Consider the following 20,866-nt stretch of genomic DNA (forward strand, 5'->3'; position numbering starts at 1 on the left):
TAGAAAGACGGAACATAAAATAAAAACGTGTTCATGACAGTGATGGTCTACATTGCATTTTACTCCCTCCAATACGAAGATTTCGTGCACAATAAACCCAAAAACATGAAAAGAATTGCCTTTTCACTGATTGCCTTCACATTAATCCTGCAGGTAGCTTTAGCCCAATATCCACAAGGAGAAATTGTAACTGAACAATTGTATTCAGCACTTTTGGAAAATCCCGGTGGAGAAAATCCAACCCGAAATATTACTGTTTGTTTACCAGCAGGATATGATAAAAGTGAGAAACGATATCCAGTAATTTATTACCTTCATGGATTTACATGGAACGATAGCCTTGCGATTGCAGTCGACAAATTTGATAAATTACTGGACAAGGCCATTGCTACTAACAAAATAGCACCTGTAATTGTGGTTATGCCCAATCAATATACCTTGTATAGAGGGAGTTGGTATACCAATTCAAGCCTGACTGGAAAGTGGGCTGATTTTACGGGAAAAGACCTTGTGACTTTTATTGACAAGAACTTTCGCACCATACAAAACCAAGAAAGCAGAGGAGTTGCAGGCCATTCCATGGGAGGGCAAGGAGCCATTAAAATGGGAATGTTATTTCCAGATGTTTTCTCTTCGGTCTATGCTTTGTCTCCAGCCCATGTTGGTACACTCACTGAAGAGTTTGGCATCAAAGGCTTTGTGCATCGTCAAATAAATAATGTTTCATCTCGGGAACAGTTAGTTACAGGATATGCTGAATTTTTACCCAATGTACTGGTATCAATGGGTCAGGCTTATTCACCAAACCTTGACAATCCACCCTTTTACATGGATTTTCCCTATGAATATGTTGCCGATAGATTATAAACTATGAGGTAATAAAAAGATGGAACGAGAAATCAGTACTAGGAATGGTAGATGATCACATTGAGGCCCTTAAAAAATTAAAAGCTTTAAAACTGGATTGGGGCAGAAATGAAGACAATAATATATTCCCAAAAACCAATTTGGAATTTAGCAAAAAGCTAGAAAACCTAGGAATAGATCATTATGCAGAAATTTATGTTGGTGACCATTCCAATAAGATCTGGACAGAAGATGGCAGGGCTTTAAATGATATGCTTCCATTCTTTGATAGGTATTTAAAATTTGAAGAGTAAAACAAGCACCTTCCAAAAAAAAAAAAAAATCCCTGAACCCGCAGAGAAATCCACCTTTCTCACTTACAAACTAAATTACCCTTTTGGTTTATTGGTAAGTATTTCAGGGCTGGGTTATAATTCACCCAGCACATTGCCAATAATGGTGAAAATAAACCATAATATAGAACCATAACAGGTTTTGTCCATTTGATAAATCACAGCATTTTTCGTTTATTAGACAAAATTTAAAAAAATAAATAAACCCATTCATGACCCTCAAAAAAAGAAAATTGCTTAGCGCATGTGTTATATTTATGCTATTGGCAATCGTAAATTTTTCAACCTCATTTGCACAAAACAATACCTTAAGTCAATCCAAAAGAGCTGATTTAAAAGCACAGGTGGATGCTTCATTGAGAAAAGGGGTGGCCTTTTTTCAAACCATAAATACCCAAGGTGGTTATGTTTACTTTGTAACGCCCGATCTGTCTTTGAAATGGGGAGAAGTACCCCTGGACAATCATTCTATAGAAGTTCAGCCTCCGGGTACTCCGGCAGTAGGTCAATCCTTTTTACGTGCCTATCGGGCAACGGGTGATGAACAAGCACTTGAATTTGCAAAAGAAGCCGCCTATGCTTTGATAAGGGGGCAAAACAAAAATGGTGGCTGGGATCACACAATCGACTTTAATAAATTGGACAATGATAAAGTAAGTTTCGATGACGATCAAACCCAATCGGCTGTCAGTTTCTTAATGGCCTTAGACCAACAGCTTGAGGACAGTCTTATCAATGTTGCCACCCAAAGGGCATTGAAAATGATGATGCACACCCAACTAAGCAATGGAGGTTGGCCACATAAATATCCTGAACAAGGAGATTACCATGATTACGCAACTTTTAACGATGGAGGAATTAATGATTGTATTCGTGTAATGATAGAGGCTTATCAATATTATCCCAATGATGGAGCCATTGAGAAAAGCCTTCGAAAAGCTGCTCGGTTCATGAATATTTCCCAACTACCTCCCCCGCAATCAGGCTGGGCACAGCAATACAATGAATTTCTCCAACCTGCCTGGGCACGAACTTTTGAACCAGCAGCGGTATGTCCTTCAGTAACCGTAAACAATATCAATACGCTAATTGATTTATACATTGTACTTGGTCAATCAACCATACTTGAGCCAATTCCAGATGCCTTAAGATGGCTTCGTGAGATAAGAATGGAAAATGGGAAATGGGCACGGTTTGTAGAGCTAGGGACTGGCAAGCCGCTTTACTATGATAGACCAAGGATTCGTGTAGAGAAACTTGAGGACCTTCATCCTGAGCGCCGTACAGGATATGGATATGAATCAGATTTACAGGCAGCATTAGAGGAAAGTACCATCCGCTATGAGAAGGCATTAAAATTAGGAAGCAAGGACTTGTGGAAATCTGAGCATCATTTTCTTTCAAAAGACCAAGTATCAAAGCGTTTAGAGGAAATCACTGGGAAGGTGAGAGAAATACTTGAAAACCAGGAAAAATCGGGTGCTTGGATAACTAAAAAAGATAGATTTAAGAAAAGAATGACAAATGGAGAACGTTGGAATGGTCAGTATTTAATAATGGATCGAATAAGCAGTGACGTTTTCAATGAAAACATAGCCACACTTTCTGAGTACATCTCTTTGAGTAAGGAGCTCGATAAATACTAATAGGAGACCTAATGACCAAGGAGATCACAAGACATTTACCTGCATCTTAGGCCTTGGCCTAATCATCAAACCATTATCTTCATATGGATTGAGGTCAATGCTCATGAACAAATCTAATCTGGTAGGTTCATTTATAATGTAATAATACAACCTTACAATAATACCTCTGCCCCTTTTAAAACAAGCAAAAACCCATTAGTTTAGTATTGGAATCAATGTAATACTATTCGTAGCGGTAGGTGTACTCCTATCTGGCAATAAATTGAACAACAATATAATCTTTTAATCAAATGACAAAGAAGACACTGGGAATAGGGATGGTAGGTGCACGGTATGGTGCGCGAATGCATCATGCAAATTACATGAGTTTAACTCCCGGTCTGGTCGAAATCAGAGGTGTATGCTCATTGACTCTGGAAAGTGCTGCAGCATATGCCAAGGATATTGGCGTTTCATTTGTGACAACCGATCTGGACGAATTGCTTGCACGAACCGACATTGATGTCATTGATATCTGTACCCCTCCGGCCTCACATCATGAGATCGCAATAAAGGCTGCTGAAGCCGGAAAACACATAATTATGGAGAAACCGCTGACAGGATACTTTGGAGAGTCTGGAGACCCTGAGCCTATTGGTCTACATGTAGCGCGATCGAAAATGAGAGCCGGTGCCAGTAGAAATGCAGAGGCGGTAAGAGAAGCTGTACGTGCAAATAAGGTGCTGTTTTGCTATGCTGAGAATTGGGTTTACGCCCCTCCTATTGTGAAAATGCGCAATTTGATTGCTGCCTCTAAAGGGTCCGTTCTGGAATTAAGGGCAGAAGAAAATCATTCCGGTTCCAATTCTGTTTTTTCCAAAGAATGGAAATACATGGGAGGAGGAGCTTTGCTAAGAATGGGAGCGCATGCGGTAGGCGCTTGTCTCTATTTAAAACAATGGGAAGGACAGCAACGTAGAGGTAAAAGTATTCTTCCGGTAGCTGTGATGGCAGATACTGCCGACCTCATTCATACTGATGCATCCGAAAACGCACGAAAGGCCAATGCCCATCAATGGATAAGCTCTGATCCGGTAGATGTTGAAGATTGGGCCAATGTAGTGATCCGCTTTGATGATGGATCCCGGGCAACTGTGCTTGTAAGTGATGTGGGATTGGGTGGACTCAATACACGTGTAACTGCCTATATGACGGATGGGGTTATCAAAGCCAATATGACTGCAAATGATGTCATTGAAACCTATGCCGTAGATCCGAGAACATTTGAGAGCGAAAACTTCACAGAAAAATTAGAGACCAAAGCGGGATGGAACCGCCCTAGTTGTGATGAAGATTGGTTTAGAGGATTTTCACTTGAGATAGCGGATTTTATTCATTCCATTCACGAAGGGCGAGAGCCACGTTCAGGTATTGATTTGGCAGTAGATGTAGTGAATGTGATTTATGCAGCCTACCAGTCAGCAGAAGAAGGTAAGGTCATTCAGTTGTCATGATAGCTAGGTTAGCTTTAAAAAATAATAGGATAAAGTAATACTGACCTGTATTGCCACTTGGTCAATTATGATTATAGACAAATCGTAAGCATAAACAATATATAAAAATAGAGCAGCAAACCTGATCAAAATGGCTCAGATTTGCTGCTCACACAACCTTATAAAAGGATTAAATAACAGTCAAACTTCTATAAAAAAATTAAGCTTCCGTCAATCGGAGGCTTTATGCTGTTTCCAAACTCTTTTTGGTCTTTCTATAGATATACTTTGGATAAATATTTCGTTTGGCAAAACGATTTAGCTTATCGCTATTGATCATTTTTTGATAGACTTGTTTGGTCACACCAAAGTATTCGTAAGTGGATCCATCCACAAATATGATTTCAAGTAATAAACCTTTGTGTTTATAATCCGCAATCCCAGAAACATTAATCGTTTCTGTGTAGCTTTCTAAGTTAGCAGCTATGGTTTCAGGTGCTATACTCACCAAAAAATGATATCCATCTATAACCCTTCGGCTTTGTATTTCAGCTTCAGCTTGTAAGTCATCTCCCTCTAAAAATTTATCAGGATGCCACTCCTTTACTAAATCACGGTATTTCTTTTTCAAGGTCGTCAATTCGATTTCCTTTTCAACTCCAAAGAGTTTCTTGTATTCATTTATGCGCTTCATCGGACTTTTTATTTTCGGCCACAAAAGTACGGCTTAATTTTCCTTTAATTACTATCGAATCAGAACTTTATTAAAAACCATGAACAAACCATGGCCATTCTTTTAAGCAATGGAATCACTACTTGTGAATGCTCAGAAAATATTTACACGCATCTCTAAAAACCGAAAACTGTTTTTGAACCCATTTAAATAGGCCATTAAAAGTGTTTCAGGACTAGAAAACTCTAAAAATATTCTGCGAAATAAAATTAATAAGCTACTCAACCAAGGGATTTTTAAATAAACCGCGTCTATTTAATCAGATTGGCGCTCTTTTTAAATTGAGTCATATGTTGAATTTGAATTAATTAAAAAATATGAAAAAGCTTTGGATTAATACCGCCCTTATTGGATTAACGCTCCTTGGTTCTTGTACTGAGGACATGTTGGAAGACAACGATTTTGAACTGGAGGAAACGACCGATGAAAACACCTATTTCCTGATCGCAGATCAGCAGAACAATGAGGCACATTTAATTAACTATGCAGGTGATGAACTTTTCAATTGGGATTTTAACAGTAGTTTAGGCAATGACATTAACTTGCTTTCAGATGGGAGTATGTTGGTTTGCCTTAAAGACAACAATGCAGCAATTACCTATGGAGGTTATGGAGGTATCTTTCGGAAAATCAATGCCGATCAGTCTATAGAATGGGAAGTCAGCTATTCTTCTTCAAACTACACCGCCCACCACGATGTTGAATACCTCCCAAATGGGAACATTATTTTTCCGGCATGGGAAGAGTTGAGCCAGGCAGAGGCTGCAGAAGAAGGATTTGGAGGAAATTACAGTCTTAACCCTGAATCCATAATTGAAATGAATCCCATTACACAGGAGATTGTATGGGAATGGCACGCCATGGACCATATTGTTCAGGACATTGACGAAACAAAACCTAACTATGGAAGCGTAGCTGAAAACCCAAATAAGATTGATATAAATTACAACTACCGAACCAGGAATAATGGGGACATTATGCACATCAACGGTCTGACCTTGGATGAAGAAAATGACTTGCTCTATTTAACCGTAAATAATTACAGTGAAATATGGGTATTGGATCACAGTACGTCTACAGCTGAAGCCAGCACTAATTCAGGAGGGAATTATGGCCATGGAGGTGATCTTATTTTTCGATTTGGTAACCCTGATACCTATGACAATATTGGTGAAGCAACTTTAAACAATGTGCATTACCCAAACCTTTTGGGAACTGGTAACATGTTGGCTTATGCCAATAATGTATATGGAAACCAGTCTGAAGTAGTCGAATATGAATTAAATCCCCCGTATAATCTGGTAGCCGGCCAAGACAATGAACCAAATGTTGTCTGGCGCTTTACGGACAATGACCTTTACTCTTCTGGTCTTTCTAGTGCTGTGAGAATGAAGAATGGCAATACACTAATCGCTGAAGGTAGGGACGGCACATTATGGGAAGTATCTGATGATGGAGATGTAGACTGGTTATACAAAACGAACTATGCTACTATATGGCGTGCTTACGTGTTTTACGTAGATGATGATGCCATTACGGCTTTAGGGTTTTAATCAAATGTTTATTTACTTGAAATTCCAATACAAATTCAAACTTATTTTACCAATTCCTGTTATTGAATTATGTCTTTATTGCAATTCACTGAAAAAGGAATTTTTTGCGAAAGAGCAAATGTCTATATCGACCCATGGAAACCGGTAGACTATGCCATTATAACCCATGCCCATGCAGACCACTCTCGCTGGGGCAATAAATTTTACCTCTGCCATCACTTATCCAAACCCATAATACAACACCGCTTGGGTGGGGACATTCATATAGAATCGATGGAATACCTGGCGAAAAGACGCATAAACGGCGTGGAATTTAGCTTCTACCCTGCTGGGCATATTATCGGTTCTGCTCAAGTGCGTGTAGCCTATAAAGGAGAGGTTTGGGTGGCTTCAGGTGATTATAAATTGGAAGATGATGGATTTTCAACTCCTTTTGAACCCATAAAATGTAACACTTTTATTACTGAATGCACCTTTGGCTTACCAGTATTTAAATGGCAGGATCAGAAAGACGTTTTTGAGGACATTAACAATTGGTGGAGAAAAAACAAAGATGAAGACAAAGTAACCATTTTAACTGGCTATTCTTTGGGGAAAGCCCAGCGTTTAATTCAGGGTGTTGATCCTTCAATTGGTAAGATTTTCACACATGGAGCCATTGAAAAGACCAATGAAATTATCCGAAATATGGGAGTCAATTTAAATGAAACAACCTATGTAACTCCCGAAATGAATAAAATGGACTTTAAAGGTGCTTTGGTAATCGCTCCTCCTTCCGCTTTAGGTACGTCTTGGCAAAAGAAGTTTCAACCGTTTGAGGTAGGCATGGCTTCCGGCTGGATGAAAATGAGAGGTCCCAGAAGAAGGAGGTCCGTAGACAGAGGGTTTGTTTTGTCTGACCATGCAGATTGGGACGGATTGAATACAGCTATAAAAGCCACAGCATGCGAAAAGGTAATCGTAACCCATGGTTATACCAATATTTTCAGTAAATGGTTAAATGACCAGGGTATAGATACGCAAATCGAGGCAACTGAATTTGAGGGGGAACTATTGGAGGCCACTGAAAAAACAGAGGTAGAATGAAGAACTTTGTCCATCTTTTTACGCAGCTTGATCAAACCACCAAAACCTTGAAAAAGGTAGCCGCTTTGGTGGATTACTTTAATGAAGCAAGTGACAGTGATAAATTGTGGACGATTGCTATACTAAGTCATCGAAAACCCAAGAGAAGTGTGAGAACAGCCCTATTAAGGGAATGGTCCGCAGCTGCTGCCAATGTTCCTTTATGGCTGTTTGAAGAATCTTACCACATCGTAGGTGACTTGGCTGAAACCATGGCTTTAATGCACCCCAACCTGGAAAGCAAACACGACAAAAGCCTAAGTGAATGGATTGATTTTATCATTGATTTAAAAGACCTTGACGAGCAGGCTTCTCCCTCATCAAGTGAAGCTCTTTTAACCAAAAAGGATCAAGTACTTTGGGCATGGAATCAATTGGATGAAACCGAACGCTTTGTTTTTAACAAGCTAATGACAGGAGGCTGGCGTGTTGGGGTTTCTCAGAAGTTAATGACCCGTGCGCTTGCCAAGCACAGCGGCATAGAAGAAAACACGCTTTCTCACCGCTTAATGGGCAACTGGAGAGCTGAGACCACTAGCTACCATCAATTAATTGTAGCATCCGATCCGGCAGATAAAATTTCACAACCCTACCCTTTTTATCTCGCTTATGCCATAGAAGGCAAACCGCAGGAATTGGGTGATACCGACGCCTGGATGGCAGAAAGAAAATGGGACGGCATAAGAGGGCAGCTTATCGTTCGGGAAAACCAATTGTTTGTTTGGTCGAGAGGGGAAGAATTGGTAACGGATAAATTCCCCGAATTTGAAACGCTTACTAAAGCACTTCCCAACGGGACAGTAATTGATGGAGAGATCATTGCCTACGAAAATGGTCAACCCTTAGGTTTCAATGTTTTACAAAGTCGAATAGGTAGAAAAAATGTGAGCAAAGCCATTCTAAAGAAGGCACCTGTTTTAATGATTGCCTACGATCTATTGGAAATCAATGGAAAGGATATCCGAGAAAAACCAATGCAGCATAGGAGAAGTGAATTGGAAAAATTGGTGAAAGAAGGGGCTTCTGAAAAATTACTTATTTCTGGTTTAGTTGAATTTAGCAATTGGGAAGAGTTGGTGAAAGAAAGAGCCAATTCCCGTCAGCATCATGCTGAAGGTTTAATGATAAAACACAAGAATGGAACCTATAAAGTAGGGCGTAAAAAAGGGGATTGGTGGAAATGGAAAGTTGATCCGCTGACCATTGATGCGGTCTTGATTTATGCCATGAGAGGACATGGAAGAAGGGCCAATTTGTATACCGACTATACTTTTGCGGTATGGAATGGTAATGAACTTGTTCCCTTTACCAAAGCATATTCAGGGTTAACAGATAAGGAAATCAATCAGGTGGATGCTTTTGTAAAGCGAAATACGGTGGATCGTTTTGGGCCAGTAAGAAGTGTAAAACCTGAATTGGTTTTTGAAATTGCTTTTGAGGGCATTGCCAGATCCTCGCGCCATAAATCAGGAGTGGCTTTACGATTCCCAAGGATGTTCAGGTGGCGAAAAGACAAACCCGCCAATGAAGCCAATACATTGGATGATTTAGAAAATTTATTGAATTTGTACGGATAAGGAAATAGTTTGCACTATGTTTAATTCGATGGTTTTGAGGTGTTATTACTTGAAACATGCATTAGACAAACAATTTTGCGCTAAAATCATTTCAAAATCAGCCATTTCGCTACTATTTTCAATTTCTATCTGCCGGATAAACAGGTTCATTATAGCGGTTGATCAAATATGTATGACCTAAATACGATATAACAAAAGAAGATAATGTTATCAATAGCTTTCCTAAATCCAAATAGGACAAAGAAAGGCCAACGATTCAAAAAAAAGTTTAATTGCGGAAATGAGTGTCCAGAAACTCCAAGTACTGATCCCAATCAAATAAGGTCAAGTCATGATCTCCTGTACGTATATGGTAGCGAATTTCATTCCCAATTGAAGTATCTGGCTTTGGCATTTCATTTGTCTCTAAACCCTGAACACCATATAGCTCGTAAACAGGCCCTGCATGAACAGCACTAAGAAATTCACCTTTCGGATCGGCCAGGAGATCTCTTGTAGCACTTCCCACATACAACGGTCGTGGGGCCATCATTGCTAACAGCATGTGTTGGTCAAAAGGTAGCTCATCTTCCTTGTCGATATAATTCCTAAACTGCTCACAATACCTCCAGGAGGCATGGCCGATGCTATAGGCAATGTTTTCACCAAAGTTGCGCCTGGCTAAAGCAGCTCCACCTTCTCCACTATCATTGGAAATCACTACTGTGAATCGCTGATCTTGTGCACCTGCCCATAGAACGGCTTTCCCATGACGGGAATGGCCGATTAAGGCTACCCTGTCCACGTCCACCGCTGCAACCGTTTCCAGGTAATCAAGTGAACGGCTCATTCCCCAGGCCCAGGCACCCAAAGCTCCCCATTCATTGGATTCCAATTGTGATTTCCCTGACCTACGCATGACATATCCCCGGATACCATCTTTCCATCCATCAATATGATCAGGCTCCACATCTCCATAATAAAAAGTGGCCAATCCATAACCACGTTTCATCAACTCCTTCAAATTGGGAAACCGATAGGCATTGATGCCTCGTGTGGCTTCAGTAACACGATTGTCAACAATCCCCTTTTCTACGATAGGCCGCATCCACTTCGTGGAATGTGGAATAGAAGGATCCTTCTCCAAACTGCTGTTCCCATACCAATTCATTTTCATCACGACCGGCACGGGTTCCTTAGCAGCATTGGGAAGGTAAAGCATCAATTGAATAGTTGGCGCAGAAGGGTCATCAAAAAACCTAAGATTTATAATTGTTCGAGTAGCCAATCCATCCAAGGCATCCTTTCGAACAGAAACTATTTCTGCATTTTCCTTAAAATTGAATTCCGGTGTATGCCCATACATGAGTTCCGAAAAATCCTGCATAATCTCATTGCGCCTACTGCCTTCCCAGGATTTTGAACTTGTTACTTTTTGTCCCGTTTTATCAAGTAATGGGTCTGGAAGGGAATATTCGCCCACATTTGCCTCTTCCCAATTTCTGCCATAACTAGTGGGCCAAACCTTACCTGCAACAACATACCCCTTAAGGGAGTCAACTGGGAGGGTTTGAGTAAAACTGTGAAATGGGCAAACAATTAGCAGGGAAAGCAATAAAACCCGAATAGTCATAGAGGGCAATTTATATGTAAAAATTCAAGGCTAAAATAATAAAATGAAAAGGAGCTGACTAATTTTTTGTTTATTTAAATTACTAAACGGATGATTTAACCAAAATAGCAAAATGGTTTAGTAAGAAGAGCATTAGGCAATTGTCAAGCCGAAGAATCTCTTGAGTCAACGAGGCTATTAAACGATAGTCAAATAGCATTTCAACCTAAGCAAAGAAATGCTGACAATTCTCATGATTTTGGATTTTAACACAAAGACAAATTACTGGTGAAAAAGTTTTTTGTTTCAAAACGACTGGTTAGTTTTGCGCTCTTTAAAAATATTACCTTAAGGAAGCAATGTTTAGAAATAAGAAGTTGCTTAAAAAGAAACCAATAAACACAAGTCAAACATGACCAGTAAGGCTATTGGTCATGTTTAGAATTTAAATTAAAAGGAGGATGGTTTAAAAGACAAGCGCTTGTTTTATCTTAAATTAAGGGTGTTTTATTAAGAATGCACCTCTTGGTGATAATCAAGCTTCAAAAGTTACTTTAAAGCTATTCCAGAAAAAAATAGAACCTATGAAAAGAGTCGTAATAACAGGATTGGGAGCTTTGACTCCTATTGGAAATTCAGTAGACGAATTTTGGCAAAATGCCATCAGTGGTAAAAGTGGGATATCAAAAATTACCAAGTTTGACCCTACTCTATTCAAAACAACCTTTGCCAGTGAATTGAAGGGATTCAGTGCTGAAAAGCACCTTAATCGAAACGAAATAAAAAGGGGAGATCGGTTTACACAGTACGCACTTGTTTCGGCTGCTGAGGCAATTGAGGACAGTGGCTTTGATATGCAAAAGCTCTCCCCTTTCGACGTAGGAGTCATTTGGGGCTCTGGGCAGGGCGGTATGCAAACCTTTGAGGATGAGGTCATCAATTATGCTGAGAATGGTAAAAACCCTCGCTTCAACCCATTTTTTATTCCAAAATTACTCGTGAATATGGCCTCCGGAATGATCGCCATGAAATTTGGATTGATGGGAATCAACTACACGGCCGTTTCTGCTTGTGCTTCATCAAACTCTGCGATTATGGATGCCTTTAATTATATCCGTTTGAACAAGGCCAAAATAATGGTTACTGGTGGGTCGGAAGCCCCAATTACCGAGTCTTCAGTTGGAGGATTTAATGCCATGAAAGCATTGTCTACACGAAATGAAAATCCCCAACAGGCATCCCGCCCTTTTGATGTCCTACGGGATGGATTTGTGATGGGAGAAGGAGCCGGAGCATTGATTCTGGAAGAGTATGAGCATGCAAAAAATCGAGGTGCAAAGATTTATGCTGAAATAGTTGGTGCTGGAATGACTGACGATGCCTACCATATCTCCGCAACACACCCTGAAGGCATTGGTGCAATAAAAGCAATGGAATTGGCGATGGAAGAAGCCAAACTTAACCCAGAAGAAATTAACTATTTGAATGCGCATGCTACCTCAACCCCTATAGGGGATTTGAGCGAGATGAAAGCCGTAGACAAAACATTTAAAAGCAATTTTAAAAACCTTAAAATTAGCGCTACTAAATCAATGACGGGCCATTTAATGGGTGCTGCAGGAGCTATTGAAGCCATTTTATCCATTAAGGCAATCCAAAACAACATCGTTCCCCCCACCATAAATACAGAAGAAATTGACCCTGAGATTCCCAAATCAATGCCTATTGTGATAAAAAATGCGATTGATAGTAAAGTGAATGTAGCCATGAGCAACACCTTCGGTTTTGGTGGCCATAACGCGACGACTTTATTTAAGCGTATCTAAATTTCAATTGCCTTTAAGGTTCACCCTGACATTGCCATTGTCTGATTAAGGTATTAGGAGGCAATCATTTTTTGACCAGGTCATGGTTCTAATAAAGTGCCTTGACCTGGTGCTGTAAACTCCACACTGAGAGCACTAAAACAATACGTGGTAAGGATCAGTAAAACGCTGAATTGATTATTGCCACCAAACACTTCACTTCCACAGTTAAAATACTTAGCTATAGCCAAGTACCTCAATCAATTCAAAACCAATATAGTCTTTGTTTGATACCTGTATCCTATCGGTTAAGATTTACGAATAGTAGGCGAAACAGGTATTCAACCCGTTGGAACGATCAACTTTTTAACTTATATTCACCATTACAACTTCAAATCTCAACACTAACATCTTGCTTGGCAACTACCTAGCCAACAAAGAAAGGTCCTTCCACTTTAAAAATAGAATATAAACCCAATGAAGTCCCCTATCTTATCCTTTATAATGGCAGTAACCATTTTTACCTCATGTCAGCCTCAAAAGAAGGAGGAATTAAAAGAAGAAGAAGAAGAAGAAAAAGCAATCTATTCAGGAAACCCAGTATTTCCAGGCTGGTATGCAGATCCTGAGGGAATAATATTCGATGATCAATATTGGATTTATCCCACTTTTTCAGATGATTATGATGATGCTGATAATACCTCAGATTTAACTGAACAGCAATTGGCTCTTCAGAAGAACACGATCAATCCTCAATACCTAAAACAAACTTTTCTTGATGCATTTTCTTCAAAAGACCTGGTGAATTGGGAAAAGCATTCCCGGGTGTTGGACATTAAAAACGTTTCATGGGCAGCCTATTCCATTTGGGCCCCTTCCATCATAGAGGCCAATGAGATGTATTATTTGTTTTTTGGTGCCAACGATATACAAAGCGACGATGAGATGGGAGGAATTGGGGTAGCTATGGCCGATAGCCCGGAAGGTCCTTTTGTAGATGCCATAGGGAAACCCTTGATAAATTCATTTCACAATGGTGCTCAGCCCATAGACCAGTTTGTTTTTAAAGACGATAATGGCAAGCATTACATGTATTATGGCGGATGGAGACATTGTAATATCGTCCAACTAAGTGATGATTTATTGAGTTTAGTACCTTTTGATGATGGTGAAACATTTAAAGAGGTTACTCCTGATGAATATGTTGAAGGACCTTTTGTATTCAAACGAAAGGACAAATATTACTTTATGTGGTCAGAAGGGAATTGGGGAGGACCAGATTACAGTGTTGCCTATGCCATTGGTGATACTCCTTTTGGTCCCTTTGAACGAATCGGTAAAGTATTACAGCAAGACCCAAGTATTGCCACCGGTGCAGGTCATCACTCGGTAATCAACATTCCAGGTACTGATGAATATTATATTGTTTACCACCGTCGTCCTTTGGACACCACAAATGGTAACCACCGCGAAACTTGTATTGATGAAATGACATTTGATAAGGATGGTTTTATTAAACCAGTCAAAATGACAACTGAAGGGGTAAAAAAGAAAGTACTGAATTACAAATTTTAATAAAGGGTTTCAATTCCTTTAGCTATTAGTATTGCTCCTACCAATGATGTTTGGCATGGTTTTTAAATCAAATGGTAGAAAAGTATGTTAAGCAATTTTGAAATATTAAATTCTATAACAGAATCAATGGCTGTAATAAACGTTTCTGGCGAAATAATATTTACAAATAGGGCCTGGCGTAACTTTTCTATGGAAAATATGGGCGATGATGTCAGTACAGGGGTCAATAGCAATTATTTATCTACATGCGAGGCTGTAAAGGGAGAGGAAACAAAAATGGCGAAGGATGCAAAACATGGAATTCAACAAGTAATCGATCGGGAACAAGATTACTTTGAATTGGAATACCCTTGCCATTCTCCTAATGAAAAAAGATGGTTTATTCTTAGAGTAACTCAGGTTTTAGAAAATCCTGATTTAACATTATTGGCTCATATCAATATTACAAATCGAAAAATTGCGGAGTTAAAGATTGAAAGGAATTATAGTAAATCCCTTATTATCAATGAAAGACTTCATACTACTTTGTACAATATTGTCCACGACATTCAGAATCCTTTGGCTTCGATCATGGGCTTAATTAATTTATCAAAATCAGAAAAAGATATTGAGGGTGTAAATGAATATTTGGGATTGATAGAAAAGGGTAGTTCCAATTTAAGGTCTTTTGTTAAAGAAACCTTGAAGCATATTTCTACTATTGAAGAGTTACAGTCCGTAAATGTTGCCCACGTGATATCCAAGTACAAGGAGACGATTGAGCAACTTTTAAAATCAAATTCCATTGACCTTAAGCTAGATATTCAACAAACTGGTGAATTCTATACGAATGAAATTGAGTTTCGCTCAATCCTCTCTAATTTGATAAGCAATTCAATGAAATATTCAGATAGCCAGAAACTTGAAAAATTTATATTATTTAGCTTTTCATCCGATGCGCAGCGAGCTGTTTTGAAGGTTGAGGACAATGGGCTAGGAATAAAAAAAGAGGATATTCCAAAACTTATGAAACGAAATTATCAGGTAAATAAAAAATCAAGTGATGGAGTGGGATTAGGTTTATATATGGTTAAGAAATCTGTAAGCAACCTTGGTGGATCAATAAAAATATATTCTGAATTTGGTATTGGATCAACATTCATTGTTGAAATCCCAAATAAAAACACCAGAAACCAGGTAGCGTAAACAAAATAGGATGCTGTATTTTTACGCCTACTATCTCAGCAATATTAAAGCACTTCCTACCTTACATCACATACCTTTTCCTTTTAATTTCATCAAATTTATACGAAATCAATAACCTTAACTGTTCCATTTAATCTGGTTGTGAAGACATTCTACAATATCATTTTCTAGCTGGATTTCGAGATTTTGTCAGCATTTTTATAGAAAAAGAGCAATAATACCAACAAGACAAGTTAACGTTAATCATTGAACCACAGACTTATATCCATGGCTATGGTATATTGTCCATTTATCGGAAGTATAATAGCAAAAATGACGATTATTCTGTTATTGCCCCACTTATTTTAAAAGAGTTTGAAAGAAAATGCCATAGGATTAATTTTGTTTATGCGTTTTCTCAGGGAAGGAAAAAGGCTGACCATTTGAATGTTAAGGAATAGCACCGCTTTGCTGAGATTGAAAATAGAACGAAGAGACCGATTTTACCAGGTAATTGAAGACCTATTGCACATTCCTGTTATAACATGATTTAGGTCACAAAAGCACTTAAAGACCTATCGTATATTTACGATTAAGAAAAAGAAAAAACTTTAGCTTATCATAATGTGCAAAAGAATCCGAAGCTTTGGCTGAATTGGTAAAAGCATTGGTGTGTCTTAATGTATAGCCATATTGACCAAAGTGTTGTGTTATAAAAAAGCTAATTACAGAAAACAACATTGAAGCAAGCAATAAAGAGGTAATGGAAATCATGAAATTCAAGTTCATTACCACCCCAGCATAGGAAAACGATAATGTAATCACAATTAAGGCCCATTACCTAAATAAGAAGTTTTAAATCTTTTAAATTAAAGGAAAAAATTATGAATTATTCAATCAATGCTTCATCCATTTCAAATCAAGATGCAGTGATTCAGATAAAAGAGTCATCCATTGCTTTTGGTACAACTTCAAGAACTGCTGAAATGCTGCCAAATCCAGCTGAATTATTTTTGGGCTCCTTTTCTGCTTGTATGCTTAAAAATGTAGAAAGATTTTCAGCCTTGATGAAATTCACTTATACTAAAGCCACTGTTGAAGTTAATGCCACCCGTCTTGAAAATCCACCAAGGATGGACAATATTAAGTACAAATTGACCATTTTCAGCAATGATAAAAAGCTCAATCCTGATTTGTTAAAAAAGAACCTTGAAAAATTTGGTACAATTTTCAACACAGTCAAATTGTCCTGTACTATTTCTGGTGCCATAAATAAAGTGGAGAATGCTTGATTATTTGCGACAGATTTCCAATTGGCTCATTTATAGCATTTTTTAAATTGGTGCAGAACACATTTGAATATTGCATAAAATTTCCTCGTTTATGAAACCCTTAAAATGCTACTTTTTATAAAGGGAATTGAGAATGCCTATTTCCCAATTGAATAGCCTAAAGATTACCTAAATAAAAGAAATTTTACGGACTATGATACTTTTTTACTTCCATTTTAGGGGCACTAATGCCTTTTTGTCCCTGCTCATCGACACCTCTTTTTATTGGCTTTGTGCCAGGCGGTATTCCTTGAGGTGTAGCGTTTTCGTTTCTCAGCACTTCCCCTTAAGCCAATTAAGTCGAAATTGCCCTGCTTATTGGCATGTTCATTTTTAAAGCAACATTGAAGTTTGCCAATGTTGCTTTGATTATCCCTGTAACCAAGGTTTTTGCTGCCAAAGGAATCCCATTAGGAACAGCATTGCATTTATGATGGTAACAGTCGGCTTATCCAGAAGCTGACCTTGCTTAAAAAAGTCATGTCTTGGAAACTTATTGCTATCTTTTTTGGCAAAGTCACCCTATGTATTCTTTTTCCAGGATATTTATTCAACGTTGTTTTAGGGCATAAATTCGTAGAAGAATAAAAAAAACATGATTTGTGCTATTTTAAGTAATTAGTGATATCCAGAACCAAAAATAAATGACTTAAAATTTTCAAAGTACTAATCAAAATAAACTTTTATAATAGAAAATAGCGTTTATGTTTGAAAGACCAATTTTCAGTATTCTAAGTGCTAATAATTGGTCATAAGCCGGTCTTGATTATCATTAAAAATCCAATTTTTCAATAGTTTATTCCGTAAAACATGTGATTTTAAATTTTTTATTTAGAAAAACCGTAAAAAATAATTTATTTATTATTTACGTAAGGTTTTTTTATGTTATATTTGGTAGACAATTAAAAATGAGTATGGACCTCATTACATTTTTTACCAAAAAAATTATATTATGATGACATCAAAACTTAATTCTATCCTTCTTGTTGACGATGATAAGGCCACTAACTTCGTTAACAATTATGCAATTAAAAAATCAGAGTGCACAGATAACATAGTTATTGTCGAAAATGGATTTGAGGCATTGGAGTATTTGCAATCCAGAGAAAAGGATTCTTCACCAAAGCCGAATATCATTTTTTTAGATATTAATATGCCTGTGATGAACGGTTGGGAATTTTTAGAGGCATATGAAAAATTAAACCATAATAAACATGACGATATTATCTTAATTATGTTGACCACCTCATTGAACCCTGATGATGTAAATAAGGCCAAAAGTTTCTCTTCTATTAGTGGTTATAGAAACAAACCATTAACCGTAAAAATGATAGAGGCTATTGTTGAAGAATACATTGTACCAGTATAATAATTTTTTAATTTCCTCAAAAACCTTATGTAATTTTTAATAAAAATAATATTTCCTGTTTACTAGTAACTTACCACTCTTGAACAAACATAAAAGAAAACTTTTAGGATTTCACCAAGTACGTATTTAGTAATAAAAACATGCTATTTTTGTTTTATTAGGCATAAAAAAAAATTCCTGCATTTATTTTTGAATAATAATATGACAATAAAACTAAAAGCTAAAAAGCTAAAAGTTAAAAAGATAAAAATTGTTAGCTTTTTAACGTTAGCTATAAGCACAATCGTCATTGCTATATACGTTTTTAATATTCCTAGAATTTTAAATATTATCCCTGGTGTTCCTCCTATGGAGTTTATTACTGCGGTTTCATTCTTTCTAATAAGTTTGGGGGTATTGGCTTCACAGAGGGAATCTAAATTCGCTTCAATTCTTAATAGAGTCACTATCATTTGTGTATTAATCATCAGCCTACTAGCAATTGTTGAATATTTTTTTGGTGATGGCTTTATTTTTGAGAATTTAGCTTTAATATTCCCTGAAAGAATGCCTTTCCCCATTGCTATTTGCTTCTTTTTATTAGGCATTTCCACTTGGGGAATGGAATCAAAATTTGAAAAATTAAATAAAATTAGCAATTATTTATTTTATGCAATAATACTAATCAACCTTTCTTCCATCGTTATTTTTGTGTTAAATATACCTGGAAATGATGCTGGATTCCTAATAGCAATACCAATTCATACCTCTATTTTATTATTCAGTATTGCGGGTTATTTATCCCTAAAAAATGTTCCAGAATCCATTAATGAGTTACTCTACGGTTCCAACTCTGGAAGCAGGATTGTAAAATCCTCCGCCTCACTTGTTGCTGGAATGATTATGATAATGGGTTTTATCCTATTGTATCTAATAAACAACAATATAGTAGCTGTAAATGTGGGCATAATAATTTTTTTCGTCATTGCATTTATCCTATCAATAAGGGATATTGTTTTAGTGACAATGAAATTGAACTTTTCCGACAATGAAAAAATCACTTATGAAAATGCATTACATAATTCCATAAAAGAAATAAGGCAGTACAAAGAAGCTTTGGATAGTAGTTCTCTCATCGATATTTCTGATGTAAACGGAAAAATTATATCTGTTAATGATAAGTTTTGTGAAATTTCAAATTATCACCGAGATGAACTTATAGGGAAAACACATAAAATTATCAATTCAGGACACCATTCAAGGGAATTCTTTGCAGAGCTATGGACGCAAATTAATAGGGGCAAGATTTGGATTGGGGGCATTAAAAACAAATCTAAAGACGGGAAATTTTATTGGGTACACACCTCAATTATTCCTTTTAGAAATGAACTTGGAGAAATTTATCAATTCCTAACCATCAGACAAGATATAACCAAACATACCTTATTGGCCATGCAGTATGAAAATCTTGAACTAAAGAACAAGGAACTTGAGCAATTTACCTATATCGCTTCCCATGATTTGCAAGAGCCATTAAGAACAGTTAGAAGCATGATTAGCATTTTACAGGATGATTATTCCAGTAAATTGGATGGAGATGCCCAATTGTCACTTAATTTCATGACTGAGGCAACAGATAGAATGAGCGAATTAATAAAAGGGCTTTTGGACTATTCTAGAATTGGTCACGGTAAAGAGCTAATGCCTGTTGATATCAATGAAACCATTTCTGAGATAATTAAGGACCTAAGGATAATAATTGAAAGAAATGACGCTGCAATTACAATTGACAACCTGCCGATAATCAGAGCCTATAAGACAGAAATCCGACTTTTATTTCAGAATTTAATTAGCAATGCAATAAAATTTCATAAAAAAGGAGTCACCCCCAAAATTAGCATATCAGCTCAAGAAGATGGCAACTATTGGGAATTTTCAGTGAAAGACAATGGTATTGGTATTCCAGAAAAAGACAATCGCAATGTTTTTGCCATTTTTAAAAAACTCCATAAACGTAGCAATTATGAAGGGTCGGGTATTGGTCTTGCCCATTGCGAAAAGATTGTTCATTTGCATGGAGGAAATATATGGGTAGATTCTAAAGAAAACGAGGGAAGCACCTTTTACTTTACCTTACTTAAAAATTCTTTTGGTAAGTAGGTTGTCCTGATTTTTTTCCCTCTAAGTCAACCCTTAATGTCTTCTCAGCCAAGGTAATAATATAACATACCCTCCCACCTAGTCAGTAGGAAATCAAAACACCAAGTAATACTTTCTTTAATCCCAAAAGTAAGGGTAATCAAAAAACAGGGACATAAAGAAAAACTTATCCCTTCTGTATCTGAATAACACAACAGTATATTAAAATCTATCATCCCGTGAACGGTGGTCATAATTATTCCAGCCAATAGGACATTTGGCCAATATTTAAACAAAGGTGTAAAGGATAATAAAATTAATTCCACTTATAAAGTACTTTTCATAGGTATAACACCTATTTTTATTCTTCCCTGTCATTGCAACTCTTCTTGAAAAACCTCCAGTCGTTGAATTCGATTGAAAAAGAAATCCGAAGATATTCGATGCTCCTTGAGCATTGAGCAGCTGATCGGGATCAGCCTTGAAATTAGTGTGTTTTTTCCCAATTGGCTTGACTTCGATGATGGCTTCCATAAAAGCTTTTAGCGTTAAAATTAATGCGTCTATTCGAGAAATACCTTGCGGAAAATAATTATTTCCTGGCAATG

General features: G+C 37.3%; 17 protein-coding genes. 13 read left to right on the forward strand and 4 right to left on the reverse strand.

The features are described 5' to 3' along the window. Window positions 1–33 precede the first annotated feature (33 nt). The 4 genes from AC0L7T_RS15720 to AC0L7T_RS15735 all read left to right on the forward strand — a co-directional run bounded on the left by AC0L7T_RS15720 (window position 34) and on the right by AC0L7T_RS15735 (window position 4,338). The gene (locus tag AC0L7T_RS15720; RefSeq protein ID WP_473336393.1) at window positions 34–867 is read left to right on the forward strand and encodes an alpha/beta hydrolase; all 834 of its coding nucleotides are present in this window, start codon (window positions 34–36) and stop codon (window positions 865–867) included. A 44-nt stretch (window positions 868–911) separates the two neighbouring features. Further along, window positions 912–1,160 carry a hypothetical protein gene (locus AC0L7T_RS15725; protein ID WP_473336395.1) on the forward strand — a complete coding sequence of 83 codons (249 nt, stop codon included), beginning with the start codon at window positions 912–914 and terminating at the stop codon, window positions 1,158–1,160. Between the two features lie 251 nt (window positions 1,161–1,411). After that, entirely contained in the window at window positions 1,412–2,845 is a 1,434-nt protein-coding gene (locus AC0L7T_RS15730) for a pectate lyase (protein ID WP_473336397.1), read from the forward strand. Window positions 2,846–3,135: 290 nt separating this feature from the next. Next, window positions 3,136–4,338, forward strand: coding sequence for a Gfo/Idh/MocA family protein (locus tag AC0L7T_RS15735; RefSeq protein WP_473336399.1), 1,203 nt, complete (start codon window positions 3,136–3,138; stop codon window positions 4,336–4,338). Window positions 4,339–4,561: 223 nt separating this feature from the next. Here AC0L7T_RS15735 and AC0L7T_RS15740 read toward each other — a convergent pair whose 3' ends face one another. Then, window positions 4,562–5,011, reverse strand: coding sequence for a KTSC domain-containing protein (locus AC0L7T_RS15740; protein ID WP_473336401.1), 450 nt, complete (start codon window positions 5,009–5,011; stop codon window positions 4,562–4,564). A gap of 356 nt (window positions 5,012–5,367) precedes the next feature. Between AC0L7T_RS15740 and AC0L7T_RS15745 the strand changes: the two genes are divergently transcribed. The 3 genes from AC0L7T_RS15745 to AC0L7T_RS15755 all read left to right on the forward strand — a co-directional run bounded on the left by AC0L7T_RS15745 (window position 5,368) and on the right by AC0L7T_RS15755 (window position 9,305). Then, on the forward strand, window positions 5,368–6,603 hold the full coding sequence (locus AC0L7T_RS15745; RefSeq protein ID WP_473336403.1) for an aryl-sulfate sulfotransferase: 1,236 nt from the start codon (window positions 5,368–5,370) through the stop codon (window positions 6,601–6,603). Window positions 6,604–6,672: 69 nt separating this feature from the next. Continuing rightward, window positions 6,673–7,689 carry a ligase-associated DNA damage response exonuclease gene (locus tag AC0L7T_RS15750; RefSeq protein ID WP_473336405.1) on the forward strand — a complete coding sequence of 339 codons (1,017 nt, stop codon included), beginning with the start codon at window positions 6,673–6,675 and terminating at the stop codon, window positions 7,687–7,689. Further along, window positions 7,686–9,305, forward strand: a complete 1,620-nt coding sequence (locus AC0L7T_RS15755) for an ATP-dependent DNA ligase (RefSeq protein WP_473336407.1) — start codon at window positions 7,686–7,688, stop codon at window positions 9,303–9,305. The genes AC0L7T_RS15750 and AC0L7T_RS15755 overlap by 4 nt, the downstream gene beginning before the upstream one ends. A 268-nt stretch (window positions 9,306–9,573) precedes the next feature. Here AC0L7T_RS15755 and AC0L7T_RS15760 read toward each other — a convergent pair whose 3' ends face one another. Further along, the gene (locus AC0L7T_RS15760) at window positions 9,574–10,917 is read right to left on the reverse strand and encodes a glucuronyl esterase domain-containing protein (protein WP_473336409.1); all 1,344 of its coding nucleotides are present in this window, start codon (window positions 10,915–10,917) and stop codon (window positions 9,574–9,576) included. Window positions 10,918–11,480: 563 nt separating this feature from the next. Between AC0L7T_RS15760 and fabF the strand changes: the two genes are divergently transcribed. The 5 genes from fabF (at window position 11,481) to AC0L7T_RS15785 (ending at window position 18,140) form a co-directional block, all read left to right on the forward strand. After that, on the forward strand, window positions 11,481–12,722 hold the full coding sequence (gene fabF / locus AC0L7T_RS15765; RefSeq protein ID WP_473336411.1) for a beta-ketoacyl-ACP synthase II: 1,242 nt from the start codon (window positions 11,481–11,483) through the stop codon (window positions 12,720–12,722). Window positions 12,723–13,178: 456 nt separating this feature from the next. After that, a complete protein-coding gene (locus AC0L7T_RS15770; protein ID WP_473336412.1) occupies window positions 13,179–14,276 on the forward strand; it encodes a glycoside hydrolase family 43 protein in 1,098 nt (365 codons plus the stop codon). A gap of 126 nt (window positions 14,277–14,402) precedes the next feature. After that, the gene (locus tag AC0L7T_RS15775) at window positions 14,403–15,461 is read left to right on the forward strand and encodes a sensor histidine kinase (protein ID WP_473336414.1); all 1,059 of its coding nucleotides are present in this window, start codon (window positions 14,403–14,405) and stop codon (window positions 15,459–15,461) included. An 863-nt stretch (window positions 15,462–16,324) separates the two neighbouring features. Further along, window positions 16,325–16,732, forward strand: a complete 408-nt coding sequence (locus tag AC0L7T_RS15780) for an OsmC family protein (RefSeq protein WP_473336416.1) — start codon at window positions 16,325–16,327, stop codon at window positions 16,730–16,732. A 991-nt stretch (window positions 16,733–17,723) separates the two neighbouring features. Further along, complete coding sequence (locus AC0L7T_RS15785) at window positions 17,724–18,140, forward strand: response regulator (RefSeq protein WP_473336418.1); 417 nt, start codon at window positions 17,724–17,726, stop codon at window positions 18,138–18,140. Window positions 18,141–18,283: 143 nt separating this feature from the next. Here the strand turns inward: AC0L7T_RS15785 and AC0L7T_RS15790 are convergent, their stop codons facing one another. After that, window positions 18,284–18,727 carry a hypothetical protein gene (locus tag AC0L7T_RS15790; protein WP_473336420.1) on the reverse strand — a complete coding sequence of 148 codons (444 nt, stop codon included), beginning with the start codon at window positions 18,725–18,727 and terminating at the stop codon, window positions 18,284–18,286. Window positions 18,728–18,740: 13 nt separating this feature from the next. On the opposite strand from AC0L7T_RS15790, the gene AC0L7T_RS15795 reads away from it, so the two are divergent. After that, on the forward strand, window positions 18,741–20,279 hold the full coding sequence (locus AC0L7T_RS15795) for a sensor histidine kinase (protein ID WP_473336422.1): 1,539 nt from the start codon (window positions 18,741–18,743) through the stop codon (window positions 20,277–20,279). 267 nt (window positions 20,280–20,546) lie between these two features. Here the strand turns inward: AC0L7T_RS15795 and AC0L7T_RS15800 are convergent, their stop codons facing one another. After that, a complete protein-coding gene (locus tag AC0L7T_RS15800; RefSeq protein ID WP_473336424.1) occupies window positions 20,547–20,792 on the reverse strand; it encodes a hypothetical protein in 246 nt (81 codons plus the stop codon). Window positions 20,793–20,866 lie beyond the last annotated feature (74 nt).

Source organism: Cyclobacterium sp. 10D3-21 (assembly GCF_055809755.1).

Coding starts and splice junctions, on each gene's coding strand:
- AC0L7T_RS15720 (WP_473336393.1), top strand. CDS start 34: ATGACAGTGATGGTCTACATTGCATTTTACTCCCTCCAATACGAAGAT.
- AC0L7T_RS15725 (WP_473336395.1), top strand. CDS start 912: ATGGTAGATGATCACATTGAGGCCCTTAAAAAATTAAAAGCTTTAAAA.
- AC0L7T_RS15730 (WP_473336397.1), top strand. CDS start 1,412: ATGACCCTCAAAAAAAGAAAATTGCTTAGCGCATGTGTTATATTTATG.
- AC0L7T_RS15735 (WP_473336399.1), top strand. CDS start 3,136: ATGACAAAGAAGACACTGGGAATAGGGATGGTAGGTGCACGGTATGGT.
- AC0L7T_RS15740 (WP_473336401.1), bottom strand. CDS start 5,011: ATGAAGCGCATAAATGAATACAAGAAACTCTTTGGAGTTGAAAAGGAA.
- AC0L7T_RS15745 (WP_473336403.1), top strand. CDS start 5,368: ATGAAAAAGCTTTGGATTAATACCGCCCTTATTGGATTAACGCTCCTT.
- AC0L7T_RS15750 (WP_473336405.1), top strand. CDS start 6,673: ATGTCTTTATTGCAATTCACTGAAAAAGGAATTTTTTGCGAAAGAGCA.
- AC0L7T_RS15755 (WP_473336407.1), top strand. CDS start 7,686: ATGAAGAACTTTGTCCATCTTTTTACGCAGCTTGATCAAACCACCAAA.
- AC0L7T_RS15760 (WP_473336409.1), bottom strand. CDS start 10,917: ATGACTATTCGGGTTTTATTGCTTTCCCTGCTAATTGTTTGCCCATTT.
- fabF (WP_473336411.1), top strand. CDS start 11,481: ATGAAAAGAGTCGTAATAACAGGATTGGGAGCTTTGACTCCTATTGGA.
- AC0L7T_RS15770 (WP_473336412.1), top strand. CDS start 13,179: ATGAAGTCCCCTATCTTATCCTTTATAATGGCAGTAACCATTTTTACC.
- AC0L7T_RS15775 (WP_473336414.1), top strand. CDS start 14,403: ATGGCTGTAATAAACGTTTCTGGCGAAATAATATTTACAAATAGGGCC.
- AC0L7T_RS15780 (WP_473336416.1), top strand. CDS start 16,325: ATGAATTATTCAATCAATGCTTCATCCATTTCAAATCAAGATGCAGTG.
- AC0L7T_RS15785 (WP_473336418.1), top strand. CDS start 17,724: ATGATGACATCAAAACTTAATTCTATCCTTCTTGTTGACGATGATAAG.
- AC0L7T_RS15790 (WP_473336420.1), bottom strand. CDS start 18,727: ATGCCTAATAAAAAGAAGCAAATAGCAATGGGGAAAGGCATTCTTTCA.
- AC0L7T_RS15795 (WP_473336422.1), top strand. CDS start 18,741: ATGGAATCAAAATTTGAAAAATTAAATAAAATTAGCAATTATTTATTT.
- AC0L7T_RS15800 (WP_473336424.1), bottom strand. CDS start 20,792: ATGGAAGCCATCATCGAAGTCAAGCCAATTGGGAAAAAACACACTAAT.